This is a genomic window from Microcoleus sp. FACHB-672, from assembly GCF_014695725.1.
In the GTDB taxonomy this organism is placed as follows: Bacteria; Cyanobacteriota; Cyanobacteriia; order Cyanobacteriales; family Oscillatoriaceae; genus FACHB-68.
On sequence record NZ_JACJOU010000022.1, the window covers coordinates 235,417 to 250,994 of the forward strand.

16 protein-coding genes and 1 pseudogene are annotated in these 15,578 nt (G+C 45.9%); 12 read left to right on the forward strand and 5 right to left on the reverse strand.

Translation table 11 applies throughout. The features are described from left to right. Positions 1–299: 299 nt before the first annotated feature. The 3 genes and pseudogenes from H6F56_RS18675 to H6F56_RS18685 all read left to right on the forward strand — a co-directional run. Positions 300–617, forward strand: a pseudogene (locus H6F56_RS18675) (catalase); the annotation flags it as partial. Between the two features lie 102 nt (positions 618–719). Continuing rightward, a complete protein-coding gene (locus H6F56_RS18680; RefSeq protein WP_190671114.1) occupies positions 720–1,574 on the forward strand; it encodes an HIT family protein in 855 nt (284 codons plus the stop codon). Positions 1,575–1,683: 109 nt separating this feature from the next. Next, a complete protein-coding gene (locus tag H6F56_RS18685; RefSeq protein WP_190671117.1) occupies positions 1,684–3,621 on the forward strand; it encodes an MASE1 domain-containing protein in 1,938 nt (645 codons plus the stop codon). A 114-nt stretch (positions 3,622–3,735) separates the two neighbouring features. Here the strand turns inward: H6F56_RS18685 and H6F56_RS18690 are convergent, their stop codons facing one another. Further along, the gene (locus H6F56_RS18690; RefSeq protein WP_190671119.1) at positions 3,736–4,881 is read right to left on the reverse strand and encodes an ATP-binding protein; all 1,146 of its coding nucleotides are present in this window, start codon (positions 4,879–4,881) and stop codon (positions 3,736–3,738) included. 201 nt (positions 4,882–5,082) lie between these two features. Between H6F56_RS18690 and H6F56_RS18695 the strand changes: the two genes are divergently transcribed. Genes H6F56_RS18695 through H6F56_RS18725 form a run of 7 tightly spaced genes read left to right on the forward strand, consistent with a single transcriptional unit; the run spans position 5,083 to position 9,012 of the window. Next, positions 5,083–5,418 (forward strand): cation:proton antiporter subunit C, encoded by a 336-nt coding sequence (locus H6F56_RS18695; protein WP_190671122.1) that lies wholly within the window; start codon positions 5,083–5,085, stop codon positions 5,416–5,418. After that, a complete protein-coding gene (locus H6F56_RS18700; protein ID WP_190671124.1) occupies positions 5,415–6,848 on the forward strand; it encodes a cation:proton antiporter in 1,434 nt (477 codons plus the stop codon). Before H6F56_RS18695 ends, H6F56_RS18700 begins: the two co-directional genes overlap by 4 nt. Next, the gene (locus H6F56_RS18705) at positions 6,845–7,234 is read left to right on the forward strand and encodes a Na+/H+ antiporter subunit E (protein ID WP_190671126.1); all 390 of its coding nucleotides are present in this window, start codon (positions 6,845–6,847) and stop codon (positions 7,232–7,234) included. Before H6F56_RS18700 ends, H6F56_RS18705 begins: the two co-directional genes overlap by 4 nt. Continuing rightward, positions 7,231–7,494, forward strand: coding sequence for a hypothetical protein (locus H6F56_RS18710; protein ID WP_242032075.1), 264 nt, complete (start codon positions 7,231–7,233; stop codon positions 7,492–7,494). Before H6F56_RS18705 ends, H6F56_RS18710 begins: the two co-directional genes overlap by 4 nt. Further along, positions 7,491–7,772, forward strand: a complete 282-nt coding sequence (locus H6F56_RS18715) for a monovalent cation/H(+) antiporter subunit G (protein WP_190671128.1) — start codon at positions 7,491–7,493, stop codon at positions 7,770–7,772. The genes H6F56_RS18710 and H6F56_RS18715 overlap by 4 nt, the downstream gene beginning before the upstream one ends. Then, positions 7,769–8,356 carry a DUF4040 domain-containing protein gene (locus H6F56_RS18720; protein WP_190671130.1) on the forward strand — a complete coding sequence of 196 codons (588 nt, stop codon included), beginning with the start codon at positions 7,769–7,771 and terminating at the stop codon, positions 8,354–8,356. Before H6F56_RS18715 ends, H6F56_RS18720 begins: the two co-directional genes overlap by 4 nt. Next, on the forward strand, positions 8,353–9,012 hold the full coding sequence (locus H6F56_RS18725; protein WP_190671133.1) for a Na(+)/H(+) antiporter subunit B: 660 nt from the start codon (positions 8,353–8,355) through the stop codon (positions 9,010–9,012). The genes H6F56_RS18720 and H6F56_RS18725 overlap by 4 nt, the downstream gene beginning before the upstream one ends. Before the next feature lie 273 nt (positions 9,013–9,285). On the opposite strand, the gene H6F56_RS18730 is transcribed toward H6F56_RS18725, so the two are convergent. From H6F56_RS18730 to H6F56_RS18745, 4 genes are all read right to left on the reverse strand, one after another. Beyond that, the gene (locus H6F56_RS18730) at positions 9,286–10,002 is read right to left on the reverse strand and encodes a carbonic anhydrase (protein WP_190671135.1); all 717 of its coding nucleotides are present in this window, start codon (positions 10,000–10,002) and stop codon (positions 9,286–9,288) included. Positions 10,003–10,135: 133 nt separating this feature from the next. Then, positions 10,136–10,447 (reverse strand): P-II family nitrogen regulator, encoded by a 312-nt coding sequence (locus H6F56_RS18735; protein ID WP_190671138.1) that lies wholly within the window; start codon positions 10,445–10,447, stop codon positions 10,136–10,138. A 4-nt stretch (positions 10,448–10,451) separates the two neighbouring features. Then, positions 10,452–11,423 (reverse strand): sodium-dependent bicarbonate transport family permease, encoded by a 972-nt coding sequence (locus tag H6F56_RS18740; RefSeq protein ID WP_190671141.1) that lies wholly within the window; start codon positions 11,421–11,423, stop codon positions 10,452–10,454. A gap of 309 nt (positions 11,424–11,732) precedes the next feature. After that, on the reverse strand, positions 11,733–12,584 hold the full coding sequence (locus tag H6F56_RS18745; protein WP_190671144.1) for a helix-turn-helix transcriptional regulator: 852 nt from the start codon (positions 12,582–12,584) through the stop codon (positions 11,733–11,735). Between the two features lie 82 nt (positions 12,585–12,666). Between H6F56_RS18745 and cas3 the strand changes: the two genes are divergently transcribed. Together cas3 and H6F56_RS18755 are read left to right on the forward strand one after the other, a co-directional pair. Then, positions 12,667–14,850, forward strand: coding sequence for a type I-D CRISPR-associated helicase Cas3' (gene cas3, locus H6F56_RS18750; protein WP_190671145.1), 2,184 nt, complete (start codon positions 12,667–12,669; stop codon positions 14,848–14,850). A 253-nt stretch (positions 14,851–15,103) separates the two neighbouring features. Beyond that, complete coding sequence (locus H6F56_RS18755) at positions 15,104–15,301, forward strand: hypothetical protein (protein ID WP_190671147.1); 198 nt, start codon at positions 15,104–15,106, stop codon at positions 15,299–15,301. Positions 15,302–15,578 lie beyond the last annotated feature (277 nt).

Genomic DNA, 15,578 nt, shown 5'->3' on the forward strand with positions numbered 1-15,578 from the left:
TAAAAGCAAAGTGATTATTAGATCGAACGAAAAATCAGATTAAGATTCTGGAGAAATTTAATATTAGGTGTTGTCTAAACTAATGTACATGGGCAGTTTCCTATTCGGAGGTGCTATGTGAGTGTATTGAAAAAGATGACGGGAATGGTACTCGCAATTGTAAATGAACAGAACGATTAGTTGTGTAAGTTGGTTTAGGCTGCACGTTAGTACAGGTAAAAAGTCTCCTGAACCAGCAAAGTTGAACGCACTTTTGTTTGATGTTAGGTGAAGCACTCCCCAAGCATTAACCGTAGCGAATGAGCGAACACGAAAATTTGACCACCGCAACAGGTTGTCCAATTGCTGATAACCAGAATTCGCTAACCGCCGGCCCTCGTGATCCCTTGTTGATGCAAGATGTGCAGCTTCTAGAGCAGATGCAGCACTTCAACCGGGAGCGAATTCCAGAACGGGTGGTTCACACCAAGGGATCTGGAGCCTACGGAACGTTCACCGTAGCTAAGGCAATTCCTGAATATATGAAAGCAAAGTTTCTCTCGGAAGTGGGTAAGCAAACGGAAGTCTTTCTGCGCTTCTCAACCGTCGCCGGCGAAAAAGGTGCAGCAGATACAGACAACTGTGAAGCAGTTAGGTGCAGCGATTTGTTATGCTGCAAGCTGGGCGGTTTGAGCGGTGCAGCATCAAATCGTGTCTGAGCGAGAAAGATTTATATTTTCATGAAAAAGCTAAAAAATCAATTTAGCCACCTCACGGCAATCGAAAGAATTAATCTATCATTTCCCGCACAGTTGTTATTGGATAAAAATCTAATTAAAGGTAAAGCCTTAGATTTTGGCTGTGGCTTCGGTAATGACGTTAAATTACTGCAACAAAAAGGATTTGATGTTACCGGCTACGATCCTTATTATTTTCCCCAACACCCTATTGACAAATTTGACACAATCATTTGTTTTTATGTCTTAAACGTTTTGTTTCCTGAAGAACAAGCGAACGTTCTCATGGAAGTCTCACATTTATTGAAGCCGGGAGGGAAAGCTTATTATGCAGTCAGAAGAGATTTAAAAAAAGAAGGCTTTCGAGAACATTACGTTCACAAAAAGCCTACCTATCAGTGTATGGTCAAGCTTCCTTTTAAATCAATTCATTCAGATGAGTATTGTGAAATTTATGAATACATTCATTATAACTATCAAAGAAACTCAGAGAATAAGTGCATATTCTGCAATCCCTATAAAAGTCTAACGCTGGTAACAGAATCAGCCACCGCTTATGCCATGTTTGATGGTTATCCCGTAAGTAAGGGTCATGTTTTAGTTGTCCCCAAGCGCCATATCACCAATTATTTTGAACTACCATTTAAAGAGCAATCGGCTTGCTGGTTTATGGTCAACAAAGTTCAAGAAATTTTAACTGAGCAATTTCATCCCGCCGGCTTTAATGTGGGAATGAACATTAATCGAGCTGCCGGCCAGATGATGATGCACGCGAATATTCATATTATCCCTCGTTACCCAGGTGATGCCGGCACTGCTAAAAGTGGCATGAGAAATGTGATTCCTAAGAAAAATTAGAAATAAAAAATATTGCTTTGAGCTAAGTAAACCGGCAACGGCAGTCCTGAAAGCCATAACCTACACTAGAAGGCAGAAGTATTTAGATAATGACCTGGTTAAACTGCGTATGAAGGCCGCTCCTCGTCCGAATTGGCTGCTCAAGGGCATTATCATTTTGCTGCTAGCGCTCGCTTACTACTTTACTGCTGAATTAGGACGAAGACTGGCTTCCACTCCCCAAAATGTTACTCCAGTTTGGCCGCCTGATGGCTTTGCCTCCGCCGGCATCTTAATATTTGGATATTGGGTTTGGCCGGGTGTTTGGCTTGGCTCGTTTCTCGCTAATGTTTGGGCTTTCTTTGATAAATCCAGTACGATTGCCGGCGTAATTTCTATTGCGAAAGCATCAAGTATTGGCATTGGTACAACTTTAGGAACCCTACTCGGAGGATTTCTCCTGCGGCGCTCAATAGGAAACCGCAATCCCCTCAATCATCCGCAAGATGTGTTCAAGTTGATCTTCTTCACCGGCATGGTAGGGCCAATGGTAAATGCGAGTGCCGGCGTCATCACGCTTTGTTTAGCCGGCAATGTGCCTTGGGCAATTTTCCCAACCGTTTGGCTAACTTGGTGGATATCTAATGTTGCGGGAATTTTAATTTTTACACCGTTCTTAATTTGCTGGAGTTACGCCTTACCCAGCTCCAAACAGCAAATAAGTGCCGGCTGGCAGCGAATTAAAAAATTTAGAAAGCTATTTAACTCCAACTTTCTCCTGAAATTCACCAAATCTTTAGCCGGTCAACGCGTTGGTGAAGCAATTCTTCTACCTGGATTCGTGTTAGCCCTTAGTTTAATTCCTTTCTGGCAAGGCACACCTGTAGAATATATGCTGATTCCCGTCTTAGTCTTAGCAGCATTTCGCTTTGGGCAAAGAGGGGCTACTTTACTGATTGTTTTAGTTGCAGCCGTCGCAGTTTTGGGAACCGTTAACGGTCAGGGTTCCTTTGTGCGAGAAAACTTTAACGACTCTCTTGTACTTCTGCAATCATTTATTGGGGTTATTGTCTTAACCACGCTAACACTAACTGCTGTAATTACCCAGCAACGCAAAGCAGAAAATACCCTGCGTCAGTCAGAAGCAGACATCCGTCAAAAATCCCACGATTTGGAATATGCGCTGAGCGAACTCAAACGCACACAAGTGCAATTAATTCAAGGCGAAAAAATGTCGATTTTAGGTCAACTGGTTGCCGGAGTTGCTCACGAAATCAATAACCCAGTTAATTTCATCACCGGCAATCTTGACCACGCCAATGATTATATTGAGGACTTGCTCGATTTAATCGATTTATACCAAGAACACTATCCCCATCCAGTTCAAGCAATTGAAGATAAAACTGAGGAAATTGACCTTGATTTTTTACTCGAAGATTTACCCAAACTGCTTTCTTCAATGAAGATAGGAGCGGATCGCATTTGCAAAATTGTCGTTTCCCTCCGGACTTTCTCGCGAATTGATGAAGCTGAATTTAAAGCCGTTGATATTCACGCCGGCATCGATAGTACCTTACTGATTTTGGAAAGCCGGCTCAAAGCGAAACCGGAACGCCCAGCAATTCAAATTATTAAAGAATATGGCAATTTATCACTCGTTGAATGTTATCCTGGACAACTCAATCAAGTCTTCATGAATATTCTAGTGAATGCGATTGATGCCCTAGAAGAACGGGATAAAGAGCGAGCATTTGCAGAGATTCAACAACTGCCTAGTGAAATTTGCATCAGTACCAAAATCACGAGCGAGCATCGAGTTGCGATTAAAATTTCCGATAATGGGTCAGGAATCCCCGAACAGGTCAAACAACGAATTTTTGAACCATTTTTTACAACCAAACCTGCCGGCAAAGGGACAGGAATGGGAATGTCAATTAGCTATCAAATTATTACCGAAGCGCATGGCGGGCTGCTTAAATGTCATTCATGGCCAGGAAAGGGGACAGAATTTGTGATTGAAATTCCCTTGCAAAAGCAGCAACCCAACGACAAAACTTTACAAAGCTAATCACCGGCCTGTTAATCGGTTTTCCCAATATTATACCGCTTACAGAATTAGGATAATTCTGCTTTTGGTAGGGTAACAATCAATACCTTAATATCCCTTATCCGTCTGCTTTCTTTAACTCAAGCGCTGGCGAAGCCACAAAGCAAACAGAGGCAGAGCCAGTCGGTAGCCTTGTTCAGAACCATAAATCAAGCCTTTGTGCTGCAATCCCGCGATCGCGCCTTGGAGACTGCCCCCTCTGGATAAGTAATGCTTGTGAATGTAATCTCGACTTTGTGGCTTGTCAGTCGGGTCTAACGCCAGAGACTCCAACAGATGCGCCTGATTGGCTGGTAGCAGCATCAGTAACGACTCGAAGACCATTGATAAGTCGGCTAGTAATTCTTGGATAGCCTGCTGCACGTGCCAATCGCGAATTAGCCCGTCAGACACTCGTGCCGACTTGAGGCGTCGCACCAGTGCCGAAGCATCGCCTAAGTGTCCCTGCACCGCATTGACAAAGAGTTCCAGCGCTTGCGATCGCGGATCGAACCTCAGCGCTTCAGTATGCAAGACTTCCTGAACCCAAGCAGCAACCACATCATCAGCTAAGGGAGCCAGCTGCACGATTTCCAAATTATTGCCCAGTTCATCGGGATGAATGCAGGTTTCTGCGATTGTTGCCACCAGTACATAACTCACCTGAGTCTGACGCTCAATCTCTTTCCGCAAAAATTTTTCCCAAACCCCATTGCGATCCCAAGAGCGGATATGGGGAAAGCTTTCTAAAATCAGCACCACTGGTTCGCCGGAAGATTCCGCTAAACTCTGCAGGAGAGGGAGTAAGCGCTCAAATGCTCTCCATTGCTGCTCTTGGCTCTGAGTCCGAACAGGTTTGAGCCGCTGTCTGCCACTTCCTTCGTCGTTCAGCACGAATAATTCCGCTGCCTTGCGTTCAATCCACTCTGCTATCAGCGCTTGAGCAGCTGCACTTTGAAAAGCCTGCTCTATGCTCTCGCACAGCAGTTGCACGAAGCGCTGACCATCGGTAACCCGAATGCAGTCAACCTCCAGGATTTTAACTCCAACTTCCTGAGCCGCCCGCCGCACCAGAGTTCGCCGTCCGCTTCCCGGCACTCCAGCAATTAGTAGGTCGCCATCACGGGCTAAAACTTGGGTAATTCGCTGGAATTGCGCTTGCCGGCCAACTAATTCAAACGGTGCAGATATATCCAAAAGATTGACTATATCGGTGGGCGAGTCAGGGCTAAAGTTAAGCATTGATTTGCCAATCGGTTCTCTTATCCGGCTATTGCGTGTTTCATCCTACCCGATCTCAAGCTCAAACCAACGGCTTGGTATGGCATGAGTCTATCGTTTCCCTTGGCACTTTTCAATAGTGTTGATATGTGCTAGCACTATTAAAAAGTGCTATATATGTTTTGGCACCGTTTATTAGGTATTTACTCATAGGCAATTCCCGTGTTAGAAGCATTTGTCTTCGCAACAATCTTGTGCGGATTTCTCGGCATTATCCTTAAAAAGAACCTAGTTATGAAGATCATTTCTATGGATGTCATGAGCACAGGCGTTATCGCCTATTACGTGCTGATTGCATCGCGAGATGGTTTATTCACGCCCATTATTTCAGACGCCGCAAAAGGGGATTACGCCGATCCGGTCCCCCAGGCGGTCATCTTGACAGGGATTGTGATTGGCTTTTCGATTCAGTGCTTAATGCTGGTCGGTGTCATGAAGTTGGCACGGGATAATCCCACCCTGGAAACCAACGAGATCGAGAAGAGCAATACCCCATGAATACCATTACCCTGGCATGGATCGCACTACCATTTTTCTTGGGGTTCACCATTTATCTGTTCCCCAAACTTGACAAAACCCTCGCATTGTTCACCGCATTTGCCTCTGCTGCCTATGCGTTGCAGCTATTTGTCGAACAGTCGCCACTGAAACTAGAGTTACTCGATCATTTCAGCGTCACATTAATAGTCGATCAGTTAAGCGGCTACTTTATCTTGACCAATGCGCTGGTAACAGCCGCAGTCATCCTCTACTGTTGGCACAGCGATAAGACGACTTTCTTTTATGCACAAGCCATCATTTTGCATGGCAGCCTCAATGCCGCGTTCGCCTGTGCCGACTTTATCAGTTTATACGTGGCGCTAGAGGTCAGCGGGATTGCCGCGTTTCTCTTGATTACCTATACTCGCACCGATCGCTCGATTTGGGTTGGCTTGCGCTATCTGTTTATCAGCAACACGGCAATGCTGTTTTATCTGGTGGGCGCGGTGCTTGCCTATCAGACCAATCATTCGTTTAGTTTTGCAAGTTTGCGCGGGGCACCTCCAGAGGCGCTAGCCCTGATCTTTCTGGGACTCTTAATTAAAGGGGGAATCTTTGTATCGGGATTGTGGCTACCGTTGACCCACTCGGAATCGGAGACGCCGGTATCGGCATTGCTGTCGGGAGTTGTGGTCAAAGCCGGCGTCTATCCGCTAGTGCGTTGTGCGCTAATGGTGGATGAACTCGATCCACTCATCCGGATTTTCGGAGTAGGGACAGCCCTGCTAGGTGTGTTCTATGCCGTCTTTGAAAAGGATGCCAAGCGGATGCTGGCGTTTCACACGGTTTCGCAGTTAGGCTTTATCCTCGCTGCCCCAGCCGTAGGTGGCTTTTATGCACTGACTCACGGCTTGGTCAAATCGGCACTCTTCCTGATTGCAGGTGCTTTACCGAGCCGAAACTTCAAGGAACTCCAAAACAGGCCGATCAATACAACAGTCTGGATTGCTCTGGTCATTGCCAGTTTCTCGATCTCAGGCTTTCCCTTGTTGTCCGGCTTTGGGGCGAAGGTGTTGACGACGAAAAATTTACTGCCCTGGCAAGCGATCGCCATGAACGTTGCGGCTTTAGGAACAGCAATCTCGTTTGCCAAATTCATATTCTTGCCGCATAAAGCGGACGGCGAGGAGGTAGTAAAGCCCGGTTTCTGGCCGGCAACGATCCTGCTGCTCGGTGGTCTGTTTGCGGCAAACGTTGTCTATTACGAGGCGTATACCCTTGAGAATATCGTGAAACCACTGGCAACTATCGGCCTGGGTTGGTTAGCGTATCTTTTGATTTTCAAGCGATCCGTACTCAAGCTGCCCCGTGTTATGGAGCAATTTGAGCATCTGATCGGTGGGATGAGTCTAATGTTAATCCTGCTCTTCTGGATGGTAATGGCATGATTGGCTATCTGAATCTGATATTGCGACTGACCATCTGGTTTTTGCTCACCGCTAATCTGAGTCCGGCAAATATCATCATCGGTGTCAGCATCGCACTTCTATTACCAGGACGCCCCAAAGCCCCAGGACGATTGAAGGACTGGCTGCGGGCGCTGTGGGAAACCCTCGTGGCGATTCCGCAGGCATATATGGAAGCCTTTGAAATGATCGTCCGTCCCCATAATTACGAAGAGGTGACGATGGAACAAGTCAAACCCGGACGGACACCTGGACTCATCTTTCTGGATATCTTTCTGATCACCTTTACGCCCAAAACCATTGTCTTGAAGTACCACGAAAATGGCTGGTACGAAGTCCACTGGGTACGAAGGAGGAGAAAAGCATGAACTTGGCACTGAACTGGGCACTGGTTGCAATGATTCTGGCTCTGCTCATACCCATGTACGAGGCTTGGCAGGATGATGATATTTGGCAAAAGATGTTGGCATTTGCCAGTGTTGCTACCAAAGCATCAATCATACTCCTGGTTGTATCGGTCTTACGGGATGATTGGATGCTCGGTGTTGTAGGCGTCATCATCCTGAGTGTGGGTAATGCCGGATTAATGTTGTTGGCACAAATCCTTAAACGCCTGAATGAAGTATGATCACCGCACTTAGTTACACCTGCATCGGTATAGGAATTTTCTTCTGGTTTTGGGGAACCTTCCCCCTAATCGGAGATCGCTCGGTATTATTCAAGCTGCATACTCTTTCGGTTGCAGATACGCTCGGCTCGATGCTGATCATGGTCGGACTGCTGCTTCCAAAAGTACCTAGCGAATGGCCATTGCTCATCCTTGGCATTATCACTTTAGCAATCTGGAATACAGTGCTGGGGTATGTGTTGGCATACGGTTCCAGCAGTGGAGGGAATCAATCATGAATGATAGCTATATCTATGTCATAACCGCGCTGATGCCGTTGTCCGCGCTCATGCTGCTACTTCAGACCAATCCATACCATGCCCTGGTAATCCAGGGAATACAGGGAGCGGTAGCAACATTAGTATTTGCGGTTTTAGGGGCGGCGGATGTTGCTTTGACGCAAGCTTTGATGGGTACGCTGCTTGCGATTACGCTTTATGCGATCGCAGTGCGTTCATCCCTGGTGATGCGTCTTGGTGTACTCGAAGACGGGGCGAGCAAGACAGATGACGAGTCCCATTTAGGGCAACTGATGAATGAGTTACGAACAATTTTCGGCAAACACTATATGCGTCTTGAGGTAGTCCCGTACACGAATACACAGGCTTTGCACCGGGCGCTGATGGATAAAGAAATCCATGCGACCTGTGCCAGACGAGAATACGATAATCAAGACCTCGTAGCGAGTCAGGACGAACAGCAACCCTATCACACCACAACTAGGGTTCAACGCCTCTATGAGATCATGCGAACCGAACTTTCGTCACCAGCAATAAACCTAACCTATGTAAATGCACCGGATTCAGGGGAGAAACATCTATGAAATGGGTCTACATTGCGGCGGGAATAGCGCTGTTCGTCAAATTCCTCGTGATGCCGAATCCGGCACCGGACTTATCGCTGTCGATTGTCCAAACGCTTGTACAAGAGAGCGGAGTACCTAATGCAGTTACGGCTGTCATTCTCAGGAATCGGTTATATGACACGATCTTTGAAGTGGTGGTATTTACAATCGCGGTAATGGGTGCCCATTATCTACTGGCGAACGAACGACCATTCTGCGCGATCTATCAGTTCACCGATCAACCCTCGATTATTATGGCGCGTCTGGGAGCAACCATTGCCGCGTTAGTGGGTATCGAACTGGCGATTCGGGGACATCTGAGTCCTGGCGGTGGTTTTGCAGCCGGCGTGGCGGGTGGAACGGCGATCGGCCTTGTTGCGATTACCTCATCAACCGAGTGGATGCAGGAGATTTATAAGCGCTGGCACGCTGCTACATGGGAAAAGATTTCGGTTCTTATTTTCATTGTCTTGTCGGTTATCACTCTAGCCGGCTTAGAATTACCGCACGGAGAATTAGGCACTCTTTTCAGCGGCGGAGTTATTCCCCTGCTCAATATTTTAGTGGCAATAAAAGTCGCGTTGGGTTCTTGGGCAGCAATTTTGGTTTTTATTCATTATCGAGGATTGTTGTGAGAGATGGAATGCTGGGGAATGACACTCAGCAATTCTCATTTGCAATTCCATCCAATTCCTATCAGCGCTTTGCTCAAGCAGTGCTGGAATGACGCGAACCAACCCTAGTTTTTTCTTAACCTCAAGTAGCGATCAGACTGCCGGCATAGAGGGATGAAGGGATGCAATAATCGGTGATTCTGTGGAAAAATTGGGGAGGATCGCCCTACTACTAAAGACTTCCAAATTAAGGAAGTGGCAATAATTGCAACAGAAGCGATCACTCTTCTGGGCCTAAATTAAAGTGACTTTTCCCGTATCCAAATCATACCGGCCTCCAACAACTTTGAGTTTTTCATCCAGTAATCGTTGAGTGATGATCGCTGAATTATGTTTTAATTTCTCAATTTGATAATGAACATTGGCAGTCACGGCGTTATCAACCGGATCACCGGCTTCATCTTTGATCTTGGCAAGTGCCGGTTTAATTGCTTTAACAAAAGAACCAATCTGACCTGGAAGCGCTTCCCCCTCTACAGCAGCAGTGACAGCACCGCAGCGTTCATGACCTAAAACCATGATCAGAGGCGTGCCCAGCATCGCCACAGCGTATTCCAGACTGCCCAGCACCTCGGGAGTCACGATATTACCGGCAACGCGGATATCAAATAAATCACCGAGTCCTTCATCAAACAAAATTTCTGGAGAAACTCGTGAATCCGCACAGGTTAACAGCGTTGCAAAAGGGTGTTGTCCTTGGGCAATTTCTTTAATTCGTGCCGGCGATTGATCGGGATGCGTACCCTTTTCTTGGACAAATCGTTGATTGCCGTCCATTAACCGTTTTAGGGCAGCATCAGGACTAGGAGACTCAAGAACAGCAGCGTTCGCCCGGTCTGATTGCAAGTTCCAGAATGCACTGCCGGCAACAGCAGCCATCAGTGCGATTCCACCTTTGCCGGTTAAATTCAAGAAATTGCGACGACCCATCAACCCAGTGTTTTGATTCATGGCTATTGAAAAGAAGTAAAATTTGCAGATGAAAAATTAAAATTTGAAACGGTAAGACAAGACTGCCTCTGGCTTTGACTGAAGCTTTTTTATTAATTTATTCAGATTTCGCCGGAGACAGAATTTTATTATCTTACAGTGAGGCAACACATCTGGTTGAGCGAATTTCCATCGCATCGGAAATGTAACAGGTGCCACCAAACTTGTTGAGGATGGGTCGAATCAGTTCCACAACCGGCTTAATTTTTTCTGGGTCGCAAAACGCGATGATACAGACATTATCCAGCATGGTCATGTCTAAATCTTCGGAGCCTTGTCTAAACCCCTGCCCAGCAATGTTTCGGATCACCAGATAACCTGTTACATCCGGATGTTTTAAGGCAGCTAAAATTTTGCCAAGTTCAAATGAATTCGCAACGATTTCTATTCGTTTAACTGAATGCACGGTCTTACCTCCAGAACATATCAATTGCGTACAGATAAACAGGAATTCCCACAATGATATTGAAAGGAAACGTTACAGCCAGAGCCGTAGAAACGTACAGGCTGGGGTTGGCTTCCGGAACCGTTAAGCGCATGGCAGCGGGAACGGCGATATAAGAAGCACTTGCACTCAACACTGCAAACAACAGCGCGTCACCCTTAGGCATTCCGATAAATTTTGCAATTAAAATCCCAAGCACTGCATTGACGATTGGGATCAGTATCGCAAAAGAGATTAGGAACGTGCCGGTTTTTTGCAAATCCTTAATTCTTCTGGCAGCAACCAGTCCCATGTCGAGCAAAAAGAACGTCAGGACACCGTAGAATAGCCCCTGAGTAAACGGTTCCAAAACTTGCCAGCCGTGTTCTCCGGTTAGGACTCCAATAATGAGGCTGCCAACTAGCAGAAATACCGAACTATTCAGGAAGGCATCTCGCAGCACTTCGGGCCAGGAAAAGTCCCGATCTCCCTGGTCGGCTGTGAACAGATTGACGAGAATCAGCCCGACGATGATTGCCGGTGATTCCATGAGCGCTAGAGCTGCAACCATATATCCATCATACTCAATCCCTAATTCGCTTAAGAAGGCTCCGGCGGTGATGAAAGTGACGGCACTGATGGAGCCATAGGTTGCGGCGATGGCGGCGGCATCGTAGGTATCGAGCTTGAGGCGAAGAATGAAAAACGTATAAATCGGCACAAAACACGCCATCAAAATAGCTGCCAGGAGGGTAAAGACCACTTCCTGAGTAATGCCGCTTTTAATGAGTTCCACTCCACCCTTAAAGCCAATGGCAAATAGCAGATAAAGTGACAGTAACTTTGGAAAAGGAGCCGGTACTTCAAGATCCGATTTAACGAAAACAGCCACCATCCCTAGAAAGAAAAAAAGGATTGGTGGGTTCAAGATATTAGAAATGATCAAACTTGCATCCATATCTACTCCTTATGCTAAACAGCAAAGAATTTGCAACAAATTTTAATCATGACTGAATTGATGCGGTTAAATGTAAAGCATCATAGATTGCGTAGAACCACTGTATGCCAATTGAGCGAATAAAAACCTATATGGAATTGTTATAAGCCTCATAAGAAAGACTTTTGTTAGCCCAGAAGTGCTTTGGGTAGAGGGTTTTACAGTCAGAGAAGGCTCGCTCCAGGAGGGCGTCCGGTGGTGGGTTGCGATCGCTCCTAGACAAAAGTCTGAATGCAAACATTGTTTGATCAGCTTAGAGCCGGCAATTTATCAAGTGAGGTTGTAGTGCCGGCACATTTCAAGCAACTCTTGTTTAACGGCCTCACAGACGTTATCCGGGGAGATGACCGCGCAATCTTGCCCGTAGCGCAGAACTTCTCGAACCAGCCAGAAGGGGTTAGTGACGCGTCTAACGACTTGGCGCACCTCTCCAATGACTTCATCTTGAATATCATTTTGCCTGGGTTCGTAGGCTTTGACCAGACCGCGACAAAAGTGTAAATGCACTTCAAGAGAATCCAAGCCTTCCTGTCGCCATGTGCCGGTGATGGGTAAGATTGCTTGGATACGGTCAAAACGTAGACACCGATTGTGAATGAGTTCAGGATAGGGGGTATCTTTGATGTCATCGGTTTCGTCGCACCACATTTGCAAATAAAACCGCTTTTCCTCAAAGGAAATCTCGGCATAGCGGACAGTATAGGTTAGATTTTGCCCCTGGCTGTCGCAGTAGAGCAGATGAAAGGGTTGGTGATTTTGGCGGTGCCGGTCAACTTCCAGACGCCATGCTTGGTTAGGCTGGCTGACTTGTTGCATGATAATTTGACGCTGTTGAGAGTTGAGGTTTCCCCGCTCTAATGCCAACGCTGCCAAGATTTCAGCATCTCGCAGGTGGCCGGCATCTATCAAAGCTTTTGTGGCTTGCTGTATGGAGTTGACTTGCTCTGGAGTCAGGCTAAAGGACTGCCCAACTTCCACGTTTCCTTGGGCGATGGCAACAATTAGCCCGGATGGACTAGGTTTTTTGCCCCACAGGATATTGAGTCTAGAGGCAATAGCTTCTAATTTCTCCTTGGTGCCTGGAGGAACGGATATTGTAAATGCTTCTGTTTTTCTAGACATAAATTTATAAATACACTGTTGACAGCTTCTACTATTGTAGGTACAGTTTAAATGTACATGGCGTGTTCAAGGAAATCCAGCCGTGGCAGATTACTCTATTTCTTTGAAGCCGGTTTATTCTCGCCTTGCTGACTCGCTGCCGGCGGGTGTGAGGCTGCCGAGTAATTGGCCTTCGCTTTCCTGGCATCAAGTGAAAACCTATGAAGCGATCAGCGATCCGGCGATTGACGTGGTATTTAATACAGCGATAACCGGCGATGGTAAGAGTTTTGCGGCTTATCTAAAACCCCTGGTTGAAAATTGCTATGCGATGGGGCTTTACCCAACAAACGAACTCGCCCGCGATCAGGAAAAGCAAATTCAGGGGTACATTCAACAATTGAAATCACCTTATGAACCGCGTGTAAACCGGCTCAGTGGGGCTGATTTGGAAATTTACGCAGAGAATGAAGGACTGAGGAAATCAGCGGCGATTGATACTCGTGCCGGCCAATCGGAAATTTTGCTATCGAATCCAGATATTTTTCACTACTTGCATCAAGGCGCTTACTTAACGGATAAAGACAGTCCTGATAAGCTTTGGGGGAAAATTGATAAATATTTTAATTTGCTGATTTTTGATGAATTTCATATTTTCCAAGCCCCACAAATTGCTAGTGTGCTTAATACCATGCTGCTAATTAAGCACACAAATAGGCAAAATAAATTTCTTTTTCTTTCAGCGACTCCCAATGATCAGCTTATCGAAAAATTAGAGATAGCTGGATTTCGCTGCCGGCACATCGATCCCTTGAAGGAAGGGAAATATCAGTTTCCAGAATCCGCCGATCAAGGCAAGCAATTAATACAAACCGGCTGGCGGCAAATCTTGCGGGATGTTTCTCTTCACTTCATCTCTCTAGAGCCGGCTTTTCAAGCTTCTGAAAATTGGCTGAAAGAAAACAGCCAGCTCGTTTTAGCTCATTTTCAACAGTATCCGGGTAGTAAAGGGGCAATTATCCTAAATTCAATTGCTGCGGTGAAGCGGCTTACTCCGTTTTTTAAAGAACTGTTCAAGCCTCATGGGTTGGTGGTTGGAGAAAACACCGGCTTATCGGGTAGCCAAGAAAAGGCAAGTTCCCTAGAGGCAGATTTAGTGTTAGGAACGAGTACGATTGATGTCGGGGTAGATTTTAAAATAAATTTTCTGATTTTTGAATCCGCAGATGCCGGCAACTTTATTCAAAGATTAGGCAGATTAGGCCGGCATGAGGGTTACGAACGCAATGGTGAAAAAGTCACGTTTGAGAATTTCACCGCCTACGCTTTGGCTCCAAACTTTTTGATAGAGCGTTTATTTCTGGGAGATAACGCACCTTTAGAAGCAGAGGAAACTTACAATCGGCCATTTTTTAACAATCAAATTGAAGACAAGTACCGCAAGATTAATAACTTTGAAGGATATTATGGCCGGTGGGGTGCGGTGCAATCGCTTCTGCTTTGCAGCAAGCTAGGACATAAGACTATCAAGCAACAGTATAAAGATAGCCACTTAGCCTTTCGCAAAGCTTGCGAAGAAGTCTTCAAAACAAAGCTTTGGGGTGTTGCAGAGAAAGTTAAGCAATGGAAAGAAGAATGGCAGGATTTATCAGGTAACAAAACCGGCAATCCCGTTGCTGAGGATGCTTCTAGTTTCAGGGGTTCGAGTTCGCTTCAGTGCGGAATTTACGATTTAACAGAACCGAATGAGGCAGATAGGTTTAAAACTTATGATTTACCGGGAATTTTGAGCAATTTGGAAATTGAAGTGATAACAAAAGCAGAGTTTATGCGGCTGTTGGAACAAACAGCCGATCGCCTCGGACAACCCATCCCCAAGGGACGCTACGAGTACAGTTTGGCATTTATGAAATTACGCGCCTACCGGCAAGAACGGTTGAACTGGAAGTTTACTTATACGGGTGATTTGCTGCCGGTGGCGGATGCGTGGAAAGTGCAAGTGCTCACCGGCATCCAAGTTTGGCAGCCTGAAAATTACTGGATTAACGACATTAATAAGCGGCTGAAAAAGCAGGGACTTGTGAGTTATGCACTCAGCAAGCCGGTGACTGAGGTGCGACCGCGTCTACGGTTGCCAATGCACTTTCAGATATATCCCATCAGCGATAACTACAGCATTCACGATGCCGGTGCGCCTTATTCCATCGCGTTTGGTCAATCGGCACTACTGGTTGATACGCTAGCCGGCTGGCTGAAATGCAACGGGGGTGAGATATGGATAGCTTAAAGTTTCAATCCCTGATAGGGATTCATTTGAGTGTGACGGAGAGGTGGCAGCTTACGCCACTAAGTCCAGACCTATTTATTTCAATCCCTGATAGGGATTCAATTGGGGTCAAAGTCCGTCCAGATTTAACTTTACCACAGAACATCAAGTCTTGACGGATTTGACTGGTTAAATATGTCTGTATGCGATTCCTTGACCTGTTAATTGGCAGGTGTTAGCGTCAAATTGTCCAGAATTTAACAAGGAGAGCTATATGAGCATCAAAAAGCGTGTCCACGAACTTTTGTCAGACGGACAACCTCACTCAGTCCCTGAGCTAGTGGCAGTTTCTCATCGGTTTAGCGCTGCTATTTTTTCACTTCGTGAGGAAGGATATATGATTCACACAATCCGGGTTGGCCACAACCAGTATCAATATCAAATGCCACAAGAACAGAAGCAAAGCGCTTAGTTTTTTTTGGGACTCTCTATTTCTTAGAGAGTCCGCACATCAAGCGGGTAAAAAGGGAAGCCTATCAGTAGCTTGCGGCATTAAGTTCAGGCGTAGGTAATCTCAACCCCCTGACGCTATAAAGGAAAACTTGATAGCAGACGGCTGGTTAAGTCACTTAGCAAAATAACTTGAATGTTCTCAAACGTTCTGTTTTTTAATAGCTTCCCTTTTCTTTATAATTTTGGTTTTTTAGTTTAATATTTAGGGAGACAATCGCCTATTTTTAAAGCTTTAT

Excerpts from the sequence above, each read along its gene's own strand:
- H6F56_RS18680 (WP_190671114.1), top strand. The coding sequence starts at position 720 with ATGAAAAAGCTAAAAAATCAATTTAGCCACCTCACGGCAATCGAAAGA.
- H6F56_RS18685 (WP_190671117.1), top strand. The coding sequence starts at position 1,684 with ATGAAGGCCGCTCCTCGTCCGAATTGGCTGCTCAAGGGCATTATCATT.
- H6F56_RS18690 (WP_190671119.1), bottom strand. The coding sequence starts at position 4,881 with ATGCTTAACTTTAGCCCTGACTCGCCCACCGATATAGTCAATCTTTTG.
- H6F56_RS18700 (WP_190671124.1), top strand. The coding sequence starts at position 5,415 with ATGAATACCATTACCCTGGCATGGATCGCACTACCATTTTTCTTGGGG.
- H6F56_RS18705 (WP_190671126.1), top strand. The coding sequence starts at position 6,845 with ATGATTGGCTATCTGAATCTGATATTGCGACTGACCATCTGGTTTTTG.
- H6F56_RS18710 (WP_242032075.1), top strand. The coding sequence starts at position 7,231 with ATGAACTTGGCACTGAACTGGGCACTGGTTGCAATGATTCTGGCTCTG.
- H6F56_RS18715 (WP_190671128.1), top strand. The coding sequence starts at position 7,491 with ATGATCACCGCACTTAGTTACACCTGCATCGGTATAGGAATTTTCTTC.
- H6F56_RS18720 (WP_190671130.1), top strand. The coding sequence starts at position 7,769 with ATGAATGATAGCTATATCTATGTCATAACCGCGCTGATGCCGTTGTCC.
- H6F56_RS18725 (WP_190671133.1), top strand. The coding sequence starts at position 8,353 with ATGAAATGGGTCTACATTGCGGCGGGAATAGCGCTGTTCGTCAAATTC.
- H6F56_RS18730 (WP_190671135.1), bottom strand. The coding sequence starts at position 10,002 with ATGAATCAAAACACTGGGTTGATGGGTCGTCGCAATTTCTTGAATTTA.
- H6F56_RS18740 (WP_190671141.1), bottom strand. The coding sequence starts at position 11,423 with ATGGATGCAAGTTTGATCATTTCTAATATCTTGAACCCACCAATCCTT.
- H6F56_RS18745 (WP_190671144.1), bottom strand. The coding sequence starts at position 12,584 with ATGTCTAGAAAAACAGAAGCATTTACAATATCCGTTCCTCCAGGCACC.
- H6F56_RS18755 (WP_190671147.1), top strand. The coding sequence starts at position 15,104 with ATGAGCATCAAAAAGCGTGTCCACGAACTTTTGTCAGACGGACAACCT.